Below are 22,413 nucleotides of genomic sequence, written 5' to 3' on the forward strand. Positions count from 1 at the left end.
AAATACTCGTCGCGAGAGAGACTGGTACTAAAAATCACTGTACAGCGTAGGTACCGCAGGTGGGTATTCAATCGGCTGCCAGCGGTCATTGAAGGTGTATTTTCCGTACAGCATGAAATGGTTTGGCGTATAAAACTCTGAACGCTGTAGATCCACCAGCGCACCGATATACCAACGTTTACTCACTCGTTTCTCAACGGCTGCTTGCAGCGATGCACCAAAGCCGCCACCGCGCTCAGAACTATCACCAGAAGACAAATAAGGCGCATCTTCTTCTGTCCATGAGTTAGAAATGGAAGCACTCAATTGATACGACCATGTGCTGTCGTAGCGACCGTAATAGTTCACTGGCAGTGACACAGAGAAATAACTTTGCGGACTGTAGTACCCACCATGCCCAAGAGTGTATTCGCCCAAGTTTTTGTCATAGTCGAGGTACATCAAGTTGGTGCCAATGCTCAGGCGCTGATCGTCCGTTGCGATCAGTTTGTAGTAAGCCCCACCAAGCACACCAAGGCGAGTATTGTCTTCAACGTTTTCACCCGTCAGTGCATGGTATTGCAGGCTGCTCCAAAAGCCGTAAGGGCCACCTATATCCCAGCTCGAATTGATCTTAACGCCAGTTCGAACTACACCACCCCATTTTTTGCCTTGAGGATCACTGGTTCCACTCGGTACTGTCATTCCAGCGTAAGAAAGTGTGCTGCTGGTTTCAGGTCGGCGAGACGCTTCTGCTGTCCATCCGAAGTCCCCGAGCTCACCATCCACACTGACCCCGCCTACCCAAGTAGTATGGTCAAAACCAATCGGTGTAGTGCCGATATCCACTTGCCAATCTTTGGCTTGCCAGCCCACACCCAGCGCCATACCTGACGCATCATCTTGGAATGAGGTGCTGTCAGAGCCGTTTGTCTTCTCGTAGTAATCTAGCTCGCCTGAATCAATAGACACGTAATCCGCTCTAAGCAGCAGATGCCCATCGAGTGATTCAATCGGAATGCGCGCTTCGATTGGCACTTGGTTGGATGAGTTACGCCCATCACGCGCACTGTAATCCCAACCAATAAGCACATGACCATCACTGCGGTCATGGAGCGTATCGATGTCCGACTTAACATTTCGCGTTAGCCAGTAGTCATCCGCTGTGTCATACAACTCACGCAAAGTAAGCGTCTCTAGACTTGCTTCATCTGGTTTTGCGCTTTTTTCAATTCGATCACTATTGAGTGCCTGACGCCCGCGCTCTTCCGCTAACGTCCATTGCTGATTGTCCATCGCAATTGACATGCTGTTTCGATACGCCAGAGCGTCAGCGTCCTGTTTATCATCGAGCAAGCGGTTCAAGGTGTTCGCATCATTGCGGTAACCAAGTTGATTGAATACCGAAGCAACCGTCATCAACTGAGCAGCATTCAGCGTGTCGCGTTTCTTATTCAAGATCAGATGTAAGTCGTGATAGGTTGCCTCATCCCCACTCTGTGCACTGACTTGTAACAACCCCACCTGAGCTTGCGTTTTGAATGGCTCAGGTTTTGATGAGATACGTTCATACAAAGCCATTGCCTGCTCTGGTTGTTGATTCGCGAGGAACAAATCCGCTTGCGCTAAAGTACGACGTGTTTTGAGTTCATCAAATTGCAGCGCTTCAGAGGCACTGACTGCTTGCTGGTCTTTACTCAACGCCAAGCCTTCGTACCATTGGTCGAAATCGTCAAACTGATTCAAGCTCACCATCATACTGCCGTAAGCGAGTTTTTCGTCGGTATTCCATTTGCTTGAGGGGCGAATACTTTGATAAATACGCTGCGCTTCATCGACCTTTTCAATCTCTACCCAAGCACTCACAAGCCTTGCTAGAGGTTGAACTTGCCCAGCATATTGAGACTCAAGCGAGGTTAACATGGTAGTGACAGCCTTTGGTGAGGCCTGATAACGCGCGGATAAATCTTGTAAATCAGCATTGAGTTTTAAGCGTGTGAGGTTACGCTCCATGGCAGGGGTAACTTCGCGTTTCGGCACACTTTCTAACTCAGAAATCGCCGCATCTACTTTAAAATCTTGAGCGAGGTACAAGGCATACGCGAACTTCATTTCCGGATCCGTGCTGTTCGTCGCCCATTCAGACATCAGCTTGTCAGCACGACGTTCATCCCCCATAGAGCGAACAACATCAGCAATATCTAGCCTCAACCACGGCGATGTTGGTTTTAGCTCAATCAAATCTTCCACTGCAGATTGCATACCTGCTTGGTCATCTTTCGCTATCGCAATGCGCAATCTCGCCAGAATGATCTCAGATTGAATGCCATTGATTTTCTCAGACACCACCTGTTTTTGTGCTGGAGAAAAACGCTGTGCAAGTGAAGCCGCGCCAGCCCAATCCTGCTGCTCAATACGAACATCGAGTCGTCCACGTAACGCAGATCCGTTTAGCGTTTCAAGTTTTAGTGCTTGGATATAAGCTTTATCTGCCGCGGCATAGTTCTTTTGTGCTAAGTAAAGCGCCCCTAAAGAGGTAAAAGCATAAGGCTGTGTTTTATCAGACTGAATGGCTTTACGGTAAAGGCTTTCAGCTTGTTTAAACTGCCCTTTCTCAGCTAGCGCATCACCTTGGTCCAAATAAGCCCAATATTGCGAGGTTTCAATTAAAGTGGCCCATTTCGAAGCACTATCTGGGTCTTTATCTAGCTGCTGTGCACATTCAAAATACTCAAGCGCCTTTTGTTGCTGACCTTTACGCAGATAGACCTTGCCCATACCACCCAATATTTCTGGGTCGTTCGGACGCGTCGTCATCGCATAGCGCAACTGCTTCTCAGCTTGCTCAGTCTTCTCTTCATCCAGCAGTTTGAGACCTTTCAATTTGGCAAGATAGGTTGGGTCTTTACGCAGATCTTGCTCGGTTTCCCAACGTTTCTTCGCACCTTGGTTGGCGCGTTGAATCTCAAGATCTGATGGATAGTAACTCGCTAGAATCGCGTATTGTTGAACCACTTGTTCTGAGATTGGCAGTTGATCGAGGGCACGCAGCCAAGATGTCGCCGCACTGCTGCCAATCACTGGCGCTAAAGCGAGCTTTTTGTAGGTATCCAAAATCCATGGGTCAGCCGGATTCTCTTTGCGGATATGATTCGCCAATGCAAGTTGAAACTGAGGCACACCCGGGTAGTCTGCATTTAAGCGCTCTAAGCCTTGCTTTACCGCCTGCCAACTTCCATCAAGATTGCTTTGCAGCTGAAGAAACTCTAACTGCAATGCGGCAGAAGGCATACCGTTTGGAAAAATGACTTTATACGCTTGGATAGCTTCTTCGTAACGGCCAGATTTAGCAAGCAGCTTAGCTCGTTGGTAATCGCCTTTCTTATCTCCTTGAAGAGACATGATGGCAGCCAAGTCTTTGGCTTGTGCAGAATTTGGCGATTGTTTAGTTAAACGCTGAAAGGTCTGTTTAGCCAACTCAGGCTGTTTACGCTTTAAGTACATATTGGCTTGGTAATACAAGCCAATCGGGTTGCCTTCCTCAATCGCAAACAAACGCTCTAACGTACTTTCAACAATGTCGTCGCGTCCTATTGCATCCGCCAGTTTCAGTTGTTCAACCAGCCACTCCACCGAGTTTACCCGAGCAAGAGATGTCGAGAACTGAACCGTTTCAACTGGTTGGTACACTGCGGCTAACTGCGCTTTGCTAAGCGGCTTTGAACTAAAGCTTTGTGCGTAAACAGGAGCAATCCCGCTCGCCATCATGGCCAGCGAGATCAACCACGAAGCACGTCTTGCTATTGGCATTGCTCGCTCCATGCAGGCAACAGTTCACCTTGTTTGCCAAAGCGATAGCGCGCCTGATGCCAGCCTAGGCCAAACAAGCTCAAAACATTGTCGTAGTAGTGGTCGTTTCTGTCCGAGAAAAGCTCTTGCTGCGCTCGGCTTGCTTGTGCTTTGCGCAGCTCAGACTCACCAGACGCCGCCAACAAAGGCAAAGCAGCGGCAGAAAATCCTGCACTGCCAACTTGAGTGTATTCACCCGTTTCTGTATTCACTTCTCGTGGTGGTGCGCCGAGCGCTTTAGTCGCTGCGACAAAAGGCTGCATTTGCTGAATCAGCTGAGCTTTTTCTACGACTTGGTCATCAAGCATACCCGCCCATAAGTAGGTACGAATGGCGTTGTAGCTGCCAATTGGCCCAGTCACCGAATCGGCACTGTACTGGCCTTGGCTGAGCGTTGCCCAATCAGGGCTGAAACCTTTTGGCATGGTTTGCGTTAGCATTTGCGCGCTTGCTTTATACATGCCATCCCATGAATATTGCGGATACAGAGCTTCCATTCGTGCAATCAGCTGTAACGGCACATAGCTCGGATTCACACGGTAGCGCTCACCAAACTCAAATCCTGTTGGTGCAGGCAGTAACACGGTGCCCACACCGTCAATGGTCACAGTCTCTTCTCGTAGAATACGACTAGCAAGCAGATGACCAAGCGATTGGTAGTAATAGTTATCCCACAATCGACCCGCTTCCACCAAAGCGTAAGCAATCCAAAGATCGGAATCCGATGCTGCATTGGTATCTAACACACCAAAACTGCCGTTCGCTTTTCTGCCCCATAACCAAGCTGGCAATCTTGCCGTAAGGTCACCACCAGCTAAATGCACTTGAGTCCAGTTTAATACTTCGGCAAACGCTTTTTGATCATTGGCAACCAAAGCAAAGAACAACGCATAGGACTGGCCTTCCGATGTGGTGATCATGCGTTCATCGCTGCCATCCACGACTCGACCTTCTTCGATATAAACCGACTTAAATGTGCCCCATTGTGGCCAGTCACACGTGTTTGCCAACAGCTGAGGAGAAGTCAGTAGCATGATAAGTGCAATCAGCTTTTTCATTCCTCTTCCTCCTCAGTTTTCTCTAGACGTTTTGCAGCAACCTGACGCAGAACACGCCAAAGCACAATAGTCACGATCACCATCAATAACGCAGCAAAGCATGCCACGATAATTGGGTGATTTGAGAAGTGGAACCACACTAATTGCCACACTGGCAGCTCACCCACAAAGTAGTGAGAACCAACGTTATAGCTCGCGACTTCATCGTTTCTTAATGTCACCACAGAACCAAACATATGCTCCACTTTGCCCGAATCTGCGAGAGCTTCATCAACCGTAGCAAAATCGGCAGGATGAGCAGCCATGATAGACACTAAGCTGCGATTATTTGTGTAAGGTGATTCCATACCATAAATCGCAGCAAAGGAGCCGCCTGCTTCTACTGAAACATAATCAGCTGGCACTTGGTTAGCATCGCTTGGGTTCATCCAGTTCATACCAAGCTGTTGTTCATTCTTGCTCGGTAGACGAATTTGGCGCTCGCCCGCTTCAACCACCAGATTTACTTGGTTTGGGTCGTTCGCCGCTTCTTCTAACGAACGCACCACACCAATGCTCAAAATATCTTTATCTTTTAGCGCTTGAGCATCCCACTTATCGGTCAACAATACTTGGATGCCTGGGTAGCCAGAATCGCCCCCCAAAGAACCCATCACATTCAAGAAGGTTTGTAGTGCTTCTTTTGGTGCGTTTTTTGGCACCACAACAGCGGTTTCAGACAGATCCGCCATCCGTGTGTACGGGAAGCCAGATGTTGCAAACGCTCGCATGTTTGGCATTTCGATGTAATGCGGGAAGCCGCTAAAGTCGATCGTAGAGTCGCCATCAACCACGGCATATTGCTTGCTTGGTTGAGTCACCTGACACAAGCCATCAGTGACAGAGGCAAAGCCAAATTCAAAATCGATCTGGTTTTTGCTGCCCACTTTGAATGCAGGAATACGTACACGGTCGTCACTGCTCAGAATGCTGTCATCCAACAATGGCACACGGACGCGGTTAGAGTCGCCACCTTGGCCAGCCGTGGTCAGGTTAAAGGCTTCAATGAACTGGTCGTTAATGCTCAGCGTTAGGCGGGAACCAGAATGGTCCTCCGTCGGCGGTGAGTAACGGTAGTTCAGATCCATTGGAATACCGCGGCTCTGCCAAGTAAACAGATCTGGCGGCAAACGTAAGCTCACGCTGATAGGTGGTGGTGTGCGACCCTCCACTTGCAGCATGCTCTTTTGTTCAACCAGTTCAGACAACGCAACTGGGCGATCTGTGCTCACCCAGTTTGGCGCATCGTAAGGCACGCGAGGTTTGATTTGCTTCACCTCGTTGATCTTGGCAATTGGTCCGGTAAGAATCTGGTTACCCAATGCCAAGCCACGTACCGCGGTGTTTAGGTCAGCACTATCACGACCAATCACCAGCAATAACTTCACGTATGGGTCGGTTGGGTGGGTAATCACCTGTACACGCGGGCCATCCGTATCTGGGAAATCTTTTAGGAATTCAGGTTTGTTGTCGTTGGTGATAAACACCACGGCGTTGCGCTCTGGCAAAGTGTCGAAACTCAGAGGGAACTGCGCACCGCGCCAAGCCGCTAAAGAGCCAAAGTAGGAACTCAAAACACCAGCGGCTTTCACTTCGTCTAAGTCATATTTATCGCCCATCACGACAGGCAGATTAAGTTGGCTAAAGTCACGAACATCAAAGAAAGGCGCTGGCAGTAAGCTCAAATCGCTTTCTAGCTGCGTTTTTTGCACGAACATTTCGATGCGGCTGCTTTGGCTGATCTCGGCCCAAATACTGGAATCATTCGGGTTGGCACAGTCTTTTTGAGTATTACCAATCAGCTCAAAACGAATTTGGTTGTAGTTACTGAAGTAACGCGTATCCAGTGGCATAGAAAGACTGAGCTTTTTGCCCTGCTGGCCATCAACGATAGACGCCACGCCCATCAACTCGTTATTCAAGTACACTTTGACGTGCGATACCAAGGCAAGTAACGCTGGCGAAGGCGTAATATCAAAATACAACGTGGCTTTTGAAACCACCTCATCAAGGCGAGAGCCAAAGCCAACATAAGCGTTCGCTTCACTGCCTTGAATCGCAATTGAGCCGCTGTAGCCCAATTGACTAAATGGAACGACTCGCTTGAAGACGGTGGCATTTTCCGCGTCTTGTTGCTGAGCTTGGGGTTCCGACAATTGCTGTTTTACTTCTTGTGCCGCGAGACTGCCCGACATACACATCAGAGTGATTGCCGTCGTCAACGCTGTTAGTTTTTTATTATTTAGCATGACTTGTGGTCCTGATTGGGACATAGCGAGGTCGAAGTGACCAAATAAATTCGATACAAAATAAAAGTGCATCCACACTGACCACGACAAATTTCGGGCAGTGTTGTAGCAAGCGCTTGTATCCATTAAAGCCGACTTGTAGAACGGCTTGCATACTCGATAGTGGCTTATCTGCTTGATAGCCTTGTTGCCATTTCGCCCATGTATCAGCTCGTGCAAATGTACATTGGACGTATTGGATTTGTTGTTGATGCGACAATTCATTGAGTTGCATACCGAACATGCCTTTATGAGCATAGGCAACCGTCATCGGGAACACGAATTCTTGTCCACCACGATTCAGAATCACTTCGAGTGACTGACCGAGTAAGTACTGGCAAGTTTGTTCGTCAACGCCATCGATTTCGATGCGGACGCCCCCCAATGAAAAGTCTTTCATCTGAGCTTGAATCAAATGCCCAGAGTGCAATCTCACCGCAACAGGAATTGCCACCTCCACGCGGTGATCTTTTCGTACCTGTTTCGCTTCTACCGCAACCGCGACCGCTGCACCTAAGATCAGCAAGTTGTACATCGTCCATACTAAGTTCACGATGACAGTGCCGACCTCATCTTGGGGCCCCCACCCCATTCGATACAGGCCCACGGCAAAACCAAGAATATTCAGTGCCACGAGCACCAAATACGGTCGAGAGATCACCCAGTCGTAATGCGATTTTTCAACTAAGCCCCCTTTCGCCGTTACATTGAATGTCCCTTTATGAGGCGCAAACAAAGCAACGGTGGTTGGTCTTGCGATGTACCAAGCAAGCACGGTTTCATACACTTCTCCCCAGAAGGAGTAACGATAGTCACCCTGCATGCGTGAGTTGGTCATACTGGCGTGGATCATGTGCGGCAAAACGTACAGGATGATCGCCAATGCTGGTGCGTAAATGACGTAAGAGTGCAGCAACAAAAACGCCAGAGGTGCAATCAAAAACACAATACGCGGTATACCGGATAAGAAATGCAGCATGGCATTGACGTAACAAAGCCGCTGCGACAACTTCAGCCCTTTACCGGTGAGCGGGTTGTCGACCCTGAAGATCTGCGCCATCCCCCTCGCCCAACGAATACGCTGTCCGACGTGCGCTGATAAGGTTTCAGTCGCTAAACCCGCTGAAATCGGCTGCTTAAGGTAAGCAGAGCGATAGCCCAATCGGTGCATGCGCAGTGACGTATGTGCGTCTTCCGTTACGGTTTCAACTGCAATACCACCTACTTCTTCAAGCGGCTCACGGCGCAAAATGGCGCACGAGCCACAGAAGAAAGTCGCATCCCATAAATCGTTACCATCTTGAATCAACCCATAAAACAAGTTGCCTTCGTTAGGCACATTACGGAAGTTCGACAAGTTACGTTCAAACGGATCCGGAGAGAAAAAGTGGTGCGGAGTTTGAATTAGCGCCAGCTTCGGATCCTTGTGAAACATACCCATAGTGAGCTGGAAGAATGCTCGAGTTGGAATGTGGTCACAGTCGAAGATCGCCACAAACTCACCATCCGTCTGCTTTAACGCATAGTTGATGTTACCGGCTTTGGCGTGCTCATTAGTTGGCCTGCGAATGTAGTTAACCCCCACACTCTTTGCGAAGTCACGGAAGCTGTCTCGTTTACCATCATCGAGAATGTGAATTTTCAGCTTTTCTTTTGGCCAGTCTACCCCCATCGCTGCGTATACCGTCGCTTTAACCACATCGAGATCTTCGTTGTAAGTAGGAATCATCAAGTCGATGGTTGGCCAAGTAGACTGATCTTGTGGCATTGAAACTGGCTTGCGGTTAAGCGGCCAAATATTCTGGAAGTAGCCCAGCATCAACACGATCCAAGAATAGGTTTCTGCTAAAAGCAAAATACCCCCTAAGATCAGTGCAATAGGATCGTCCCAGTTTAAAGTTGATGAGTAACGCCACCAGAGATAACGACACGATGCTGTCACCGAAAGAATAATGAGCAACATGGTCGGAAAGCGCCCCGGCATGCGTCGCACCATCATGGCAAGCGCCCACAACAGCAGCACAAAGACGGTCTGCGCCTGATAACCAAATGGCACCGTAAAACAGAGCAACGCCAGCAACACTACGAGAAACAACAATGCGTAGTTCAAGGCCATAGCAGGTTTGCTGGCTTTCATGCGTTCACGAACTTCAGGATCTTTAACTTCGTTTGCGGCCTTTTCTAACCAACGAACGCTTTTCGCTACCAGTTCAAATGGCAAGTAGAAGGTATTACGGGTTTTCTCAGCAAGATGCGTCACTACGTCACTGGCTTGATGAGACCAAGCAGACGCGACACTTTGCTTAAAGCACAATAGCCAAATGCTCTGGACAACAAATCGAATCGGGTCGAATAAGCGAGGAGCGGCATAGTTAACTTGTGGGAAATAGATCAGCGGTAATCTCCAAGAGGGGACACCGGCAACCACTGGTTTTAGGAAAACAAAGCTCAATGAAAACCAAACAGAAAGCACAATGTTGCCCAACCAATTGGTTTTGCATTCCCAAGCTTGCTCATACGCCTGCTTGTGCGACTGAAATTGATCGACTATCCAGCTTTGGAAGATAAGGTTGAGGCTACGCATGCACTAGCCCTGAGAAGTTGCAGCAGAAATAGTAGAAACACACCAAAAGGCCAACGACTGATAGTCTTTCGCCGCTTGACTGGTCGGAGAGTAGTGTTGAACAGTCGTTAAGTTAGCCACACACTCAGTCAGCGCCGTATCACGATGCATGAAAACAGGCACTAACAAGTCTTGCAGCTCCTTTTTAAATACCAACATAAAATCTCGACCAATCTCGGTCTCGGGTTGGTATTGATTGAGGATGTAGCGCAGCTTGCCAGACTCAAGTATATGGCCGATTTCCGGAGTGTTTCGAACTGCCGTTTGCAGAGCCGCGTAGTTCATCGCGTCAGCGTTGATGACCACAAAAACCATGTCCATCGACTCAACAAACGCGTTCATTTCTGGAGTCATGAGATAAGACATATCACCATGAAACAGCTGCCATTTTTCTGCATCTGTCACTTGCAAAGTTGAACGACCAAGCGCTTCAAGATATTGATAAGATTGAGCGAACCGATGCTTTTGTTCTGCGTTCAATTCGCCAAATGGCAGTAACAAAGCGCCTTGAGGGCTCTGATAACCGGCTTCTACCCAAGTATCATTAGATAAGACACGCCCAGCCCAACCATCTTGCTCTTCATAAGGAAGCCCAAAATGAAGACGCAAAAGGTTCTCAGATGACACGTCTATAGCAAGAACCTGCTTATTAATTTTGGCTAAAGCTTGAGTCAAGTTTGCGGTTACTGTGGTTGAGCCACACCCGCCTCTCAGGCTAACAAAAAGAAGACGCTTCATATCGCTTCCGTTTCAAGACCTGCTTGTTTGTTTTTAATTCCAGTTCCAGTGCCTTTGGTAGGCTTCGATTGGAAAACCAACCACTTACTTTTCACATATAAATACGACTCTTCTTCAGTCGTTTCAACATATTGATGCTGAGTTAAGTTATATGAAGAGTAGATCGAATTAATGTCTTTTGCTGGCTCTGTCACGACATCTTTCCACGTTATCCGCGCACTTGATAAAAAAGTAGAGACTCCCCCTGTCCTACTTCAATTTTGTATCAAATACGATGCTGAAAATTTGACGCACCTAACCCGTGCATCGCATATTTATAAAATGAGAAAAAATGTGAACAACCTAAATCATTGATCACATGATTATTAAATTCATAAATGATGTTTGGCTTCAGAAACTAAGATTATGAAGATTAGTTGTAATTATCTGTTTGCGACATATAAGCCACAATTATAGGCAATATTTAATTACATTGGTTTGCAAATGTATAATTTTAGACTTATAAACATCAAGGCAGAGAATGCTATATCTAATTTTATTTTTGATCAATTTCGTTTAGTATCTTAGCGTCATTTTCTTGTCATTATGTCAGATTTTTCTGTAACGATTACCATACAGGGGAATTTGAAAATTAATGAAAAATGAATATAACCAACTGATTAAAGAGCCATTTTAATGTCATTAATAAACGGTCTACCCGCAATTACCAGTGAACAAAGAAATAAATCCGTATACGTCAATTTATTTTCTCACAAACACATGACAATTGAATTTTTAATTAGTGCATCCGACCAAAATCACAACACTTTACTTACAAGTTTCACGAACAAAGAAACCTTTATCTCCGGTCTAAATCGCGAAGCATCAAAAAAATTCAAAGACTTATCTGATAGTTATCTTGATAAGATCTACTTTATCAGTAATAAAAATCAAAAAAAGAAGTTAGACCCTATTGTTCTTGCTAAAGATATTCACAGAATGAATATCACCAAAAACTCTAACTATATTTTGTTTATTCCCGATTCGATTTTATCTCATTGCAGCGACAAAGATGTAGGCATATTCCTATCAACAATAAGCAAATTAGCCCATAAAAAGTCGCTCATTATCAATGTATGTATTTATGGGCATTTAGCGACATCGGTACTCAAACCCAAATTGTTGACGAACAATCAATATCTTGCTGGCTTAGCAACAATGAGTGCATTAGATGAATCGCGCTACAGCTACTTCGTAGACTTTTGGTCAAACGGACACGGAGTGAAATCAGAAGAAGAATACATCCTATCGTTTGATGATAGAGGTAGCTTGCTCGCGACACCTTACGAGAAAGTACAAGCACACGACGTCATGGAAGATAAAGCCGATAGCGAACGACTTTACATTACGAAAGAAGCCTTAGGTGACAACACAAAAGTGCCAAGAGGAATGCAGCTAGCAGAAAATAACCAGCAGCTATTAGAGATGTTAGACAGCCCAAGAGCATCAACCATTGTTTTCAACTGCTCAAGCCAGAGCGAAGTGCAACAGTTGGCATTGGATTGCTATCAACTTCGCACGAAAGGGGGTCGCCAACTAAAGCTTGTTATTCGGGAAACGGAGCAATGTTTACGATACGCAGATGAAAAGTTTTTGCTTCGCGCTGGAGTTAACCTGATCTCACCAGTTCAAGTGCCGCAGATGCGCTTCATGACTCAGGTAGAAGCAATACAAGGACAAATGTTAACACGTGAGTTGCCTCAAAGCTTAGAGGCCTTACTAAAGTACGACGTTAAATTTGGCAGTAAAGGCTACCTACATAACGGAGACTTTAGCCAATACTGTACTGATGTGATGGCCAGTTCGAGTCGGTCCAATGTGAACTTTGCACTCATTAAGCTGAATTTGCTGCCTGGGATGAGTCCGGAAGAGTGCCTTCGTTTGTGCCACATCCGAAGAGATGGCGATGTGGTCACAGCATGTAATAAGGCACTTTACGTCCTGTTCAGTGCAATACGTCATAACGATATTGATGTTGCACTGAACAATATATTCGAGTTTCCGCCTCGAGATTTGTTTCACTCTACGCGTACCTTCGAGACACATTATGACATTGAGGGTGAACTCAGACATATTCTAGAAGATGAGGTCAGTATTTCCGACGAGGTATCAGCCTTGACCACTGAAAAACAAATCTTCGCGGTAAACGAAAAACCGATGACCGAAGTGCCTGCTTTGTTCGCAGTAAAGAAAGCCATCAGCATTAAGGAGCAATGATGAACATTGATGATTTTATGCTTACCGTGGGTATAAGCCTAAGTGTGGGTTTGTTCCTAGGTTATTTTCTGCGTGATGCGGTAAGAGCAATAAAACAGCTCTACAATCGATACTTAAAACGCGCTCGGTATTTTGAACAAGATCTTTCTGTAAACAAAAACAAGAAGCATAAGTGATGACTTCACATTCTAAACAAACAACTCAATTCATGATTGGATTGGATTGGTGGAACATTTATTTTATTGCCAAAGTTGCCCTTTTCCTTCAAGGGATAATCGATTTCCATCCGTTAGAAAACTTTGCGCTCTTACTCTTTATTCTGTTACCTGTGCCAGTCAAAGCATTGAATGTACTGCGACACGTTATCGCAGTGATCATCGCTGCATGGCTCCTACATTATGACTCTTTCTTACCTCCGTTAGAGCGATTATGGGATCAGGCGGGTCAGTTGATGCAGTTTGAGTTTAGCTATCTTGTCGAACTCATGGGACGCTTCATTTCTGTTCAAGCATTGCTTGGGTTGTTTGTCCTGTGCGCAGCGTATTACATTCTTAGCAAGTTTTTACGCGTTTCTGTATTTGTCGTTATCGCGATGATTTATGTCAGCATTCCAAAAACGCCAGAGAGTTCAGTAACCGTTGAAACAGCGCAGCCTGCTCCACCAGCAACCACGGAAGTAGCGGAAACAACACAACCTCAAGTCACAGGAATCAACGATGAGTCGCTCAATAGTATGACGGCAGACTTCTTTGCGAAAGAAGCGTCACGAAGTGTATCTTTCAGTCCTGATAGTGCACAAGATGCTCCGTTTGATTTGCTGTTCTTGAGCATCTGTTCTGTCGCTTGGGATGACATTGAGATTGCTGGTTTGGCCGATCACCCGTTGTTCAAAGAGTTTGACGTGATGTTTGATAACTTTAGCGCGGCGACATCCTATAGTGGACCAGCCGTTGTAAGGCTATTGAGAGCGAGTTGTGGCCAACAACAACACAGCCAACTGTTTGAACCTGCACCAAAGCAATGCTATCTGTTCGACAACCTTAAAAATCTGGGCTTTAAAGAGAACCTGTTAATGAATCACAATGGCGTATTCGACAGTTTCTTAGAGTTGATCAAAAAAGACGGCGACCTGCAAACGGACTTAATCTCTCAAGAAGAATTCAAACCATATCAGAAGTCATTTGACGGTTCTGCTATCTTCCGTGACAAACAAGTACTCGATAAGTGGTGGCAGCAAAGAATCAGTAGTGACGATGAAAAAGTGGTCGCTTTGTACAACTCAATTTCATTACACGATGGAAACCGCATCATCAATGCCAACTCAACGACATCGATGGTGAGTTACAAAAAGCGACTCAAGAACTTACTTGACGATCTATACGCGTTCTTCAAAGAACTCGAAGCATCTAAACGCAATATTGTTGTCGCTTTAGTTCCAGAACATGGTGCAGGCATGCGTGGTGATAGAATGCAGATTTCCGGCATGCGTGAAATTCCAGCGCCAACCATCGTACACACGCCAGTAGGTATCAAAGTATTTGGTGAAGGAATTCAGCGACAAGGTAGTACTGAGCACGTCAAAGCGCCTTCAAGCTACTTAGCGCTGTCACAATTGGTGTCTAACATTCTTGAGCAAAACATTTACGAGCAGAAGTCATTCAGCCCTAGCAAGTTAGCTGGCAACTTACCTGAAACCCGTGTTGTCGCACAAAATTCCGGTTCAACCGTGATTGAAGTCGATGGCAAATACTACGTATCCCTCGATGGTACCAGTTGGATTGAATACCCAACCAAGTAGTGCTCTAGAGTTAACAAATAACAATAATAAAGGCTGGAGTATTCCGGCCTTTATTCTGTCCGTTATCTATTCAAGCTCTCATTTCTACGATTGTTTAATAAGCACAAATAAGTAAGAATGGATTAAACATTATGCACTTAAGGGAATAGCACATGCCAATTGACTCATTGATCACCATCGGTATATTCGTTGCTCTAGCCATCATTATTCTCGCCTCTGCGATCAAAACCGTCCCTCAGGGGAATAACTGGACGGTTGAACGCTTTGGACGTTATACCCACACATTGAAACCTGGTTTAAACTTAATCATTCCGTTTATCGATAGAATTGGTCAGAAGATCAATATGATGGAACGCGTTTTAGACATCCCTGCTCAAGAAGTCATTTCGAAAGACAACGCCAATGTGGTTATCGACGCCGTGGGTTTTGTTCAAGTCATCGATGCAGCCAAAGCTGCCTACGAAGTAAACGATTTAGAACATGCTATTCGTAACCTTACTTTGACTAACATTCGTACCGTTCTTGGTTCAATGGAGCTTGATGAAATGCTTAGCCAGCGTGACATGATCAACACCAAGCTTCTATCTATTGTTGACCAAGCCACCAACCCTTGGGGTGTCAAAGTTACTCGTATAGAGATCAAAGACGTTCAACCACCAGCCGATCTGACCGCTGCAATGAATGCTCAAATGAAAGCTGAACGTAATAAGCGTGCTGAAATTCTTGAGGCGGAAGGGGTTCGACAAGCAGAAATCTTGCGCGCCGAAGGTCAAAAGCAGTCTGAGATACTAAAAGCAGAAGGTGAAAAGCAATCTGCCATTTTACATGCGGAAGCCCGTGAACGCGCTGCTCAAGCTGAAGCAAAAGCGACTTACATGGTTTCTGAAGCGATTGCAAAAGGTGACGTGAAAGCCGTGAATTACTTTATTGCTCAAGGGTACACTGATGCACTGAAAAGCATTGGCCAAGCAGAAAATGGTAAGATCATTATGCTGCCAATCGAAGCAACTGGCTTGATGGGATCTGTCGCCGGTATTGCTGAAATGTTCCAACAAAGCAAAGACAAAGGCTAGTCTATGGACTTATTTAGTTTATTAGAAAGCGTCACCTTTTGGCATTGGATTGCTTTTGGTCTTGCTTTATTGGCTGTTGAGCTTCTCGGCACTGCTGGCTACTTCCTATGGCTTGGTATTTCAGCGTTAATCGTAGGCGCTATTTTATCTGTGCTACCTATAGGCTGGCAGATGCAATGGTTAGCCTTTGCAGCATTCAGCCTAGTCACCACTTGGTTGTGGTGGCGTAAACAATGGAGCAAAGATCGTAAGAGTGACCAAGCCAGAGATCTTAATCAAAAACAAAAGCAGCTGATCGGTCAAGTCGTAACACTCGAAGACGATTTTACGATTGGGATGAATCGACTTAGAGTGGCAGATACCACATGGTCAGCAGAATGCGAGCACGATTTACCAGCCGGTACACGTGTCGAAATTGTCTCTGTTGAGGGTATTATCCTCAAAGTGAAGCCTGTTTCTCGCTGATCTCTGCCAAAGTAATAGGGTGCATAGCACCCTACTTCCTGTCTTTGCTAACTACTTCTTTTATTTCATTCACTTATTTAAATTAACAACAATAATTAAGTAATATAAATATTATCAATATTCTCTCTTTTTTTTGCCGAACGTTTAATTAGAAAGTAATTAATCAAATACATACCGGTAAATATCTAATATTCAACAATCTAAATTCATTTAAAAAAATAAAAGGTCGTTGAATTTATTTTTGATCTTTGTAGGTCTCTATACATACTTAACGCATAAGCATAACTGTTAAATGCTTATATTTTTTAAGGTAAGTAAGAGGATGGATTATGAAAAAGACAATGACGTTTTTCGCTGTCATTTTGTTCTCATCAAGCGTATTTGCGTATTCAGGAACAAATGGTAACAGCGCTACAGGACCAAACGTGCAGTGCTATCTGCCAGATGGAACCAGTGATTATATGCCTATCGTATTGTGCCAACACCAAGATGGCACAATTAAAAAATAAAACATTAGAACATCAGTTTTGATTCTAAATAACAAATCATTAATCAGCGTTAGCTGGTAAAAAATTAATGAGTGAGAGGATTCACCATGAAAAGGATTGCTGCTTTAATTATCGCATGTTTTATTTTCGCTTCACCTATTTCTTTAGCTCAAAATTCAGCGGGACATGTTTTTGGTGCAGGTGTTGATTGTACATTTAGCGACGGAACCGTAAAACATTTACCCCGCGAGCTGTGTACTATGTACGGTGGTACTTTTAAATAACCATGCCAATCAATGGCTTTAACGAAGTTTATCTATATTCACAAAAAGTAGAGATAAACTTCGTTAACCAAATAAAAGACCATCTAAAATTTATAGAAGTCTGATCCGATAAACGCATCCCAACCTCTTTGCCACTCCGCTTTGATCATCACTTCTTGATCTTGACCAGAACATTGATCGGTGTAACGCACACCCTGAATACCCTTTTCAAAAGCCTTAAAAGGATCGCAATACTCAGCTTTTCCAGCTTCATAACCCTTTTTGTATGAGACCTCATCAAAAGGCTTTTTCTCTTTTAGATTCGCTAATACATCATTATCGTATTGGTAACCATTCGACCCAAAACGTTCACCTTGCCCATACCAGTACTCTGCCGGTGTTCTAGGACTGCTCGTACATGCCTGAAGAGTCAAAAGTACAAAAGGGATGAGTAACAACTTCTTCATTCTTTATCTCCTTAGCTTAGATAGAAAAAAAGCTGAGCATATGCTCAGCTTTTTAGACACTATTTAGCGTATTCGGTTCGCTTATTTAACAGCGAAAGGAATTGTTAACGCTAGCTTGAAATCTTCCTCGTCTTGGAACAAGTTAGAGTAACCAGTCCAGTTTGGAGCATTTGTGTCATTGTAGTAGTTAGTGTAGTAGAAGCTGATGTTAGCATCTTTAAGAGCGCCTGCTTGGATTGCATAGTTTGCAAACAAGCTGTACGCGTACTCACTAAGATCATCGTAGCCTTGAGCTGATGAGCCAAAGCCGTAAGCACCACTTAGACCAGCGCTAAAGCCTTTACCACCGATGTCAGAGAAGTCACGAGACACAGAACCAAATACCGCTAGCTCTTCATCGTGGTTAAAGTCTGAACGGTTGTTCCACCAGATTTCGTAAGCACCATTTGAACCACCGTATTGACTAGTTAGACGGTAAGACATGTTACCAACGTTTGCTGGGTCACCTGAATCTGCGCCAGTGTACGTCGCTTCAGCACGGTACGAGTACTGACCAGAAGAGAAGCTTGTCAAAAGTGCTAGCTGGAATGCAGTGCTGTCGTACTGTTCGCTGTCGTCAACGATGTACAGTTGAGGAGACCAGTATAGACCGCCATCAGTTGTACCCTTCACTTTGAAGTGAGCGTTCCAACGGTCACCATCAGATAGACCACCGTACGCAGCGTCTAGAGAGATGCCGTTGTCTAGAGTGTAACGACCACCTAGAGAGTAAAGTGTACCTGCGTCTTTACCCTTGGTAGTTCTGAACTCGTAAGTCTCTTTGAACCATGGTGCTTTGTATTCAGTTGCAACAACCAAACCTAGGTCAAAACCACCGATTTTTCCGCCAACTTCACCACCTAGGTAAGTACCAGGAGCGAATGACCAGTTTACACCTAGAGAGCTAGGTACAGATGGTTGGAAGTAACCAAGTTTCGCAGTAGCAGAGTCGCCTAGTTTAAACTTAGCAGCAGCAGTCGCGAATGATACGCCGTTGTCAGTACAATCTGTCCACACATTTGAACAAGCACTATCTTTTGCTTCTTTATCGTAAGGGTTGTTTACACCCCAGAAGTTCATTTCGTGGTCTGCACCACCATTTTGCCACATGTCAAATGTGCTGTAGATAACAACATCAAGACCTGCAACACCGCCTACGTAGCCAGAGTTAAAGCCTAGGTTAGCAAAGATAGAACCGTGGTCTAGGTTCGTTACCTTTTTAGTGTCATTACCATTTGCATCTACGTTACCGCGGTCACGAGCACGCATCCAAAAGTTAAGGTTACCACTAATAGTAGACTCAGAGAAAAACTCTGAAACTGCGCCTGCATACTCTGGACCTACTGGATCTTCAGCCATTGCTGGGGCAGCAACTACCGCACCCATCATTGCCGCAGTAAGGGCAGATACTTTAAAAAATTTGTCCATGGAAAAAACTCCTAAAAATGGATATAGCTGTATTTTTCTATCTCACCTTAAGTTGGCCGCCGAAGGAGAGAAGTAAATTCCTGAGTAAACCTCAATATTTCTAAATCGGTTCTTTTTAGTTCCTGCATACACACCGTGTATCCACGCTTCTAAGACTAACTTCGCATCTAAAAACATCCAAATGGAACTTATTTTTTTTCTAAAAAAATATGACCAACGCCAAAGTTCCATATAACTTATTGATCCAGATCTTATTTTTAACACCCAAACCGCAAATTAAGATAAAAGATATATAGATCATATACTTAAACAAAACCCGCCCACACCAATTTGAAGTTGATCGCAGAGTAAAGGCTAGATATGAGGAAAGATTAAAGGAGAGATCTTGATCACTGAAATGATTTTAATAGGAAAATAGACGCTAATTTTGTCACTTTTTAATTGGCAAGAAAAAGCCCCAAATGGCTGTCATTTGGGGCTTTTAGTTGTTTTTTAGCTTTTTTGATGACAGTTATTTCATCAGATTGAGTAAGTCTTGTTCGGTTTTAACCTCAACACCCAACTCCTGAGCTTTCGCTAGCTTAGAGCCAGCATTCTCTCCAGCAAAAAGAATATCGGTTTTCTTTGAAACGCTACCCGTCACTTTTGCACCTAGATTCTGCAGCGCTTCTTTCGCTTCAGAACGTCCCAACTGAGAAAGCGTACCCGTCAATACAACAACTTTGCCTTCTAACGGTAACTCAACACCTTCTTGCGGAGCGGCAATCTCAGGCCAATTAATACCTTGATTCAACAAATCCTGTACAACAACCTGGTTTTTCTCTTCACCAAAGAAGGTCGTGATGTGTTTGGCAACAATAACGCCAATATCTTGAACTTCAATTAACTGTTCTTCTGTTGCTGCCTGGATCAAATCCAGTGACTTGAAGTGTTGTGCTAGGTTGGCAGCCGTCGCCTCCCCTACCTCACGAATACCTAGCGAGTACAAGAAGCGCGGTAATGTTGTCCATTTTGATTTCTCAAGAGCATTAACTACGTTGGTTGCCGATTTAGGGCCCATGCGCTCTAGGACTGTCAACACTCCTGCCGACAACTTAAACAGATCCGCTGGTGTCTCAACCATTTCTCGGTCAACGAGCTGTTCAATCACTTTGTCGCCAAGACCGTCAACATCAAGGGCTTTACGAGAAACAAAATGTTTTAGTGCTTCTTTACGTTGTGCTTGGCACACTAATCCACCAGTACAACGTGTTACCGCTTCCCCTTCAATACGTTCAACATGAGAGCCACACACAGGACACGCTTCAGGGAAAATAATTTCTCGCGCAGTTTCAGGGCGACGCTCTTTGATCACCGAAACGACTTGTGGGATAACATCACCAGCACGACGAATCACAACTTCATCGCCAACCATTACCTCTAAACGTTCAATTTCGTCTGCATTGTGTAGGGTTGCATTACTGACGGTTACACCACCAACGAAGACAGGCTCAAGCTTCGCTACTGGAGTAATCGCACCGGTACGACCCACTTGGAACTCGACTTCGTTTAACGTTGTAATTTCTTCCTGAGCCGGGAATTTGTATGCGATAGCCCAACGAGGTGCTCGAGCAACAAAGCCCAATCGCTCTTGAATAGCAATGTCATCAACTTTTATTACAACACCGTCGATTTCATAAGCTAATGCTTCACGACGAGTCAGAATATCTTGATAGTAGGCTTTCACTTCTTCCAAGCTATAGACTCGCTTGGTTTCAGGGCATATTGGCAAACCCCAAGATTTGATTTGAAGGAAGCGCTCGTAATGGCTTGATGCTAACGTTGCGCCTTCCACAACACCAACACTGTACGCGTAGAAGCTCAATGGGCGTGAAGCAGTAATGCGCGAATCTAATTGACGCAGGCTTCCCGCAGCTGCATTGCGTGGGTTCACAAACACTTTCTCGCCTTTTTTGCGAGCAGTCTCGTTAAGTTTGTCAAAACCGGCTTTCGGCATGAATACTTCACCACGAACTTCAAGACGAGCAGGCCAGTCTTTGCCTTGCAACTTAAGTGGAATCGCGCTGATAGTACGTACGTTTTCAGTAATATTTTCACCTGTCGCACCATCACCACGCGTTGCTGCTTGTACAAGTACACCGTTCTCGTACAGCAAGCTTACAGCTAATCCATCTAACTTAGGTTCACAGCAATACTGCTTGATAGTTTGGTCAGGAACACGATCTTGAGCGCGCTTATGAAAACTATCCAGTTCACCATCGTCGAAAGCATTGTCTAAAGACAGCATTGGAACTTCGTGCGTCACTTGGCTGAACTCAGATAACGGCTGACCACCTACACGCTGGCTTGGAGAATCCACTGTAACAAGATCTGGGTGTTCGGCTTCAATATCCATAAGCTCGCGCATCATACGATCGTATTCTGCATCTGGAATCTCAGGGTTATCTTCCACGTAGTAACGAACAGCGTGGTAATGCAACGATTCTTTGAGTTCTTCTAGTCGCTGAAGTACTGGTTCAGACATATTAAAGCCCCGTGTGTATTCAATAAATGAGGTTGAGAATTCTATGAAAAAGGGCTCCTAACGGAGCCCTCTCTTTATTTGGTGTTAAGATTATGCGCTAGCGGCAGTAAACTCAACTATTTGACGACGATAAGATGCCAATCGGTCCGGCGTCATTAGGTTTCGTTGGTCATCAAGGACATTACCACCCATATCGTCTGCAATTTGTTGTGCAATACGCAGCATTAGGTTGAAGTTTTGATCTGCTTCACCGTAGCAAGGCAATGTCATAAAGAACGAGATACCTTTGGTAGAGAATTCAGCAGGGTCACCATGTTCTAGTGTGCCCGGTTGCATCATGTTGGCGACACTAAAGAGCACTTTACCGTTACCAGACAAATCAACATGACGGTGGAAGATATTCATCTCACCGTAAATCAATCCATTTTGCTGCATGCTATCGAACAACTTAGTACCGATGAACGGCTCATCGCCAGCGCAGTGAACGTTCAACACAATGACTTGCATTTCAGGTTCTGGTTTTGGCTCTTCAGGTTGCTCTACAACAACTGGTGCAACATCGATTTCTGGTTCGACAACTTCAGGTGCTTCGAACACTGGCTCGATAATCTCTTCTTCGAACGTCGCTTGAACAGGCTCAACAATTTCTGGCTCAGGCTCTTGTTCCGCTTTAGTTGCAACAAAAGCAGGGATCTCAGGTTCTTCTTTATGCTCTTTCTCTTTTACATCAAGAACATCATCAATCAGAGGGTCTGAGGCGAACTTGTTGTCAAACGAGCTTTCCATCCCAAAGTCTGGCTCCTTGCGATCTTTACGGATAATCTCAAAATCATCTTCTGGAGCAGGAGCAAAATCTCGCTCTTGTTCTTGAGGTTCTTTTTCTTCTTGGTCAACATCCAACTTACCAAGTGGTTTGTTACCAAACTTCGCTTTGCCTTCTTTTTTGCTTGTCCATAGGCCATGAAAAAGCAATGCGGCGATGGCTAATGCGCCAACAACAATGAGTACGAATCGCAATTCCTGCATTATTTACTCTCA

At 45.1% G+C, this 22,413-nt stretch carries 17 protein-coding genes; 7 read left to right on the plus strand and 10 right to left on the minus strand.

Annotated features, from left to right (window positions below):
- Positions 1 to 27 precede the first annotated feature (27 nt).
- From C1S74_RS06745 to C1S74_RS06770, 6 genes are read right to left on the minus strand one after another with little or no spacing between them, the layout of a single operon-like run.
- Complete coding sequence (locus tag C1S74_RS06745; RefSeq protein WP_045399005.1) at positions 28 to 3,789, minus strand: cellulose synthase subunit BcsC-related outer membrane protein; 3,762 nt, start codon at positions 3,787 to 3,789, stop codon at positions 28 to 30.
- Positions 3,780 to 4,886: a cellulose synthase complex periplasmic endoglucanase BcsZ gene (gene bcsZ / locus C1S74_RS06750; protein ID WP_045399002.1), complete on the minus strand. Its 1,107-nt coding sequence runs from the start codon at positions 4,884 to 4,886 to the stop codon at positions 3,780 to 3,782. Before bcsZ ends, C1S74_RS06745 begins: the two co-directional genes overlap by 10 nt.
- The gene (bcsB, locus tag C1S74_RS06755; protein ID WP_045399000.1) at positions 4,883 to 7,174 is read right to left on the minus strand and encodes a cellulose biosynthesis cyclic di-GMP-binding regulatory protein BcsB; all 2,292 of its coding nucleotides are present in this window, start codon (positions 7,172 to 7,174) and stop codon (positions 4,883 to 4,885) included. The genes bcsZ and bcsB overlap by 4 nt, the downstream gene beginning before the upstream one ends.
- On the minus strand, positions 7,164 to 9,797 hold the full coding sequence (gene bcsA, locus C1S74_RS06760; RefSeq protein WP_045398998.1) for a UDP-forming cellulose synthase catalytic subunit: 2,634 nt from the start codon (positions 9,795 to 9,797) through the stop codon (positions 7,164 to 7,166). The genes bcsB and bcsA overlap by 11 nt, the downstream gene beginning before the upstream one ends.
- A gap of 3 nt (positions 9,798 to 9,800) precedes the next feature.
- Entirely contained in the window at positions 9,801 to 10,574 is a 774-nt protein-coding gene (gene bcsQ / locus C1S74_RS06765) for a cellulose biosynthesis protein BcsQ (RefSeq protein WP_045398996.1), read from the minus strand.
- Positions 10,571 to 10,768 carry a hypothetical protein gene (locus tag C1S74_RS06770; protein WP_045398992.1) on the minus strand — a complete coding sequence of 66 codons (198 nt, stop codon included), beginning with the start codon at positions 10,766 to 10,768 and terminating at the stop codon, positions 10,571 to 10,573. The genes bcsQ and C1S74_RS06770 overlap by 4 nt, the downstream gene beginning before the upstream one ends.
- Positions 10,769 to 11,249: 481 nt before the next feature.
- Between C1S74_RS06770 and bcsE the strand changes: the two genes are divergently transcribed.
- From bcsE to C1S74_RS26520, 7 genes are all read left to right on the plus strand, one after another.
- On the plus strand, positions 11,250 to 12,830 hold the full coding sequence (gene bcsE / locus C1S74_RS06775; protein ID WP_045398989.1) for a cellulose biosynthesis protein BcsE: 1,581 nt from the start codon (positions 11,250 to 11,252) through the stop codon (positions 12,828 to 12,830).
- Positions 12,830 to 13,006, plus strand: a complete 177-nt coding sequence (gene bcsF, locus C1S74_RS26405; protein WP_197065068.1) for a cellulose biosynthesis protein BcsF — start codon at positions 12,830 to 12,832, stop codon at positions 13,004 to 13,006. The genes bcsE and bcsF overlap by 1 nt, the downstream gene beginning before the upstream one ends.
- Positions 13,006 to 14,628, plus strand: coding sequence for a cellulose biosynthesis protein BcsG (bcsG, locus tag C1S74_RS06780; protein ID WP_045398986.1), 1,623 nt, complete (start codon positions 13,006 to 13,008; stop codon positions 14,626 to 14,628). Before bcsF ends, bcsG begins: the two co-directional genes overlap by 1 nt.
- 152 nt (positions 14,629 to 14,780) lie before the next feature.
- On the plus strand, positions 14,781 to 15,701 hold the full coding sequence (locus tag C1S74_RS06785) for an SPFH domain-containing protein (RefSeq protein WP_045398983.1): 921 nt from the start codon (positions 14,781 to 14,783) through the stop codon (positions 15,699 to 15,701).
- Between the two features lie 3 nt (positions 15,702 to 15,704).
- The gene (locus C1S74_RS06790) at positions 15,705 to 16,166 is read left to right on the plus strand and encodes an NfeD family protein (protein ID WP_045398980.1); all 462 of its coding nucleotides are present in this window, start codon (positions 15,705 to 15,707) and stop codon (positions 16,164 to 16,166) included.
- A 329-nt stretch (positions 16,167 to 16,495) separates the two neighbouring features.
- Complete coding sequence (locus C1S74_RS06795) at positions 16,496 to 16,675, plus strand: hypothetical protein (RefSeq protein WP_082037700.1); 180 nt, start codon at positions 16,496 to 16,498, stop codon at positions 16,673 to 16,675.
- A gap of 86 nt (positions 16,676 to 16,761) precedes the next feature.
- A complete protein-coding gene (locus C1S74_RS26520) occupies positions 16,762 to 16,938 on the plus strand; it encodes a hypothetical protein (protein ID WP_167391145.1) in 177 nt (58 codons plus the stop codon).
- An 83-nt stretch (positions 16,939 to 17,021) separates the two neighbouring features.
- On the opposite strand, the gene C1S74_RS06800 is transcribed toward C1S74_RS26520, so the two are convergent.
- From C1S74_RS06800 to zipA, 4 genes are all read right to left on the minus strand, one after another.
- On the minus strand, positions 17,022 to 17,384 hold the full coding sequence (locus tag C1S74_RS06800; protein ID WP_045398977.1) for a DUF2799 domain-containing protein: 363 nt from the start codon (positions 17,382 to 17,384) through the stop codon (positions 17,022 to 17,024).
- Between the two features lie 81 nt (positions 17,385 to 17,465).
- Positions 17,466 to 18,851 (minus strand): hypothetical protein, encoded by a 1,386-nt coding sequence (locus C1S74_RS06805; protein WP_045398974.1) that lies wholly within the window; start codon positions 18,849 to 18,851, stop codon positions 17,466 to 17,468.
- A 511-nt stretch (positions 18,852 to 19,362) separates the two neighbouring features.
- Positions 19,363 to 21,375, minus strand: coding sequence for an NAD-dependent DNA ligase LigA (ligA, locus tag C1S74_RS06810; RefSeq protein WP_045398971.1), 2,013 nt, complete (start codon positions 21,373 to 21,375; stop codon positions 19,363 to 19,365).
- Between the two features lie 90 nt (positions 21,376 to 21,465).
- Positions 21,466 to 22,401: a cell division protein ZipA gene (zipA, locus tag C1S74_RS06815; protein WP_042604268.1), complete on the minus strand. Its 936-nt coding sequence runs from the start codon at positions 22,399 to 22,401 to the stop codon at positions 21,466 to 21,468.
- Positions 22,402 to 22,413: the final 12 nt, after the last annotated feature.

This window comes from Vibrio hyugaensis (assembly GCF_002906655.1).
In the GTDB taxonomy this organism is placed as follows: domain Bacteria; phylum Pseudomonadota; class Gammaproteobacteria; order Enterobacterales; family Vibrionaceae; genus Vibrio; species Vibrio hyugaensis.

Coding starts and splice junctions, on each gene's coding strand:
- bcsA (WP_045398998.1), bottom strand. CDS start 9,797: ATGCGTAGCCTCAACCTTATCTTCCAAAGCTGGATAGTCGATCAATTT.
- ligA (WP_045398971.1), bottom strand. CDS start 21,375: ATGTCTGAACCAGTACTTCAGCGACTAGAAGAACTCAAAGAATCGTTG.
- C1S74_RS06785 (WP_045398983.1), top strand. CDS start 14,781: ATGCCAATTGACTCATTGATCACCATCGGTATATTCGTTGCTCTAGCC.
- C1S74_RS06745 (WP_045399005.1), bottom strand. CDS start 3,789: ATGCCAATAGCAAGACGTGCTTCGTGGTTGATCTCGCTGGCCATGATG.
- bcsQ (WP_045398996.1), bottom strand. CDS start 10,574: ATGAAGCGTCTTCTTTTTGTTAGCCTGAGAGGCGGGTGTGGCTCAACC.
- bcsZ (WP_045399002.1), bottom strand. CDS start 4,886: ATGAAAAAGCTGATTGCACTTATCATGCTACTGACTTCTCCTCAGCTG.
- C1S74_RS26520 (WP_167391145.1), top strand. CDS start 16,762: ATGAAAAGGATTGCTGCTTTAATTATCGCATGTTTTATTTTCGCTTCA.
- C1S74_RS06790 (WP_045398980.1), top strand. CDS start 15,705: ATGGACTTATTTAGTTTATTAGAAAGCGTCACCTTTTGGCATTGGATT.
- C1S74_RS06795 (WP_082037700.1), top strand. CDS start 16,496: ATGAAAAAGACAATGACGTTTTTCGCTGTCATTTTGTTCTCATCAAGC.
- zipA (WP_042604268.1), bottom strand. CDS start 22,401: ATGCAGGAATTGCGATTCGTACTCATTGTTGTTGGCGCATTAGCCATC.
- bcsE (WP_045398989.1), top strand. CDS start 11,250: ATGTCATTAATAAACGGTCTACCCGCAATTACCAGTGAACAAAGAAAT.
- C1S74_RS06800 (WP_045398977.1), bottom strand. CDS start 17,384: ATGAAGAAGTTGTTACTCATCCCTTTTGTACTTTTGACTCTTCAGGCA.
- bcsB (WP_045399000.1), bottom strand. CDS start 7,174: ATGCTAAATAATAAAAAACTAACAGCGTTGACGACGGCAATCACTCTG.
- C1S74_RS06805 (WP_045398974.1), bottom strand. CDS start 18,851: ATGGACAAATTTTTTAAAGTATCTGCCCTTACTGCGGCAATGATGGGT.
- bcsF (WP_197065068.1), top strand. CDS start 12,830: ATGAACATTGATGATTTTATGCTTACCGTGGGTATAAGCCTAAGTGTG.
- bcsG (WP_045398986.1), top strand. CDS start 13,006: ATGACTTCACATTCTAAACAAACAACTCAATTCATGATTGGATTGGAT.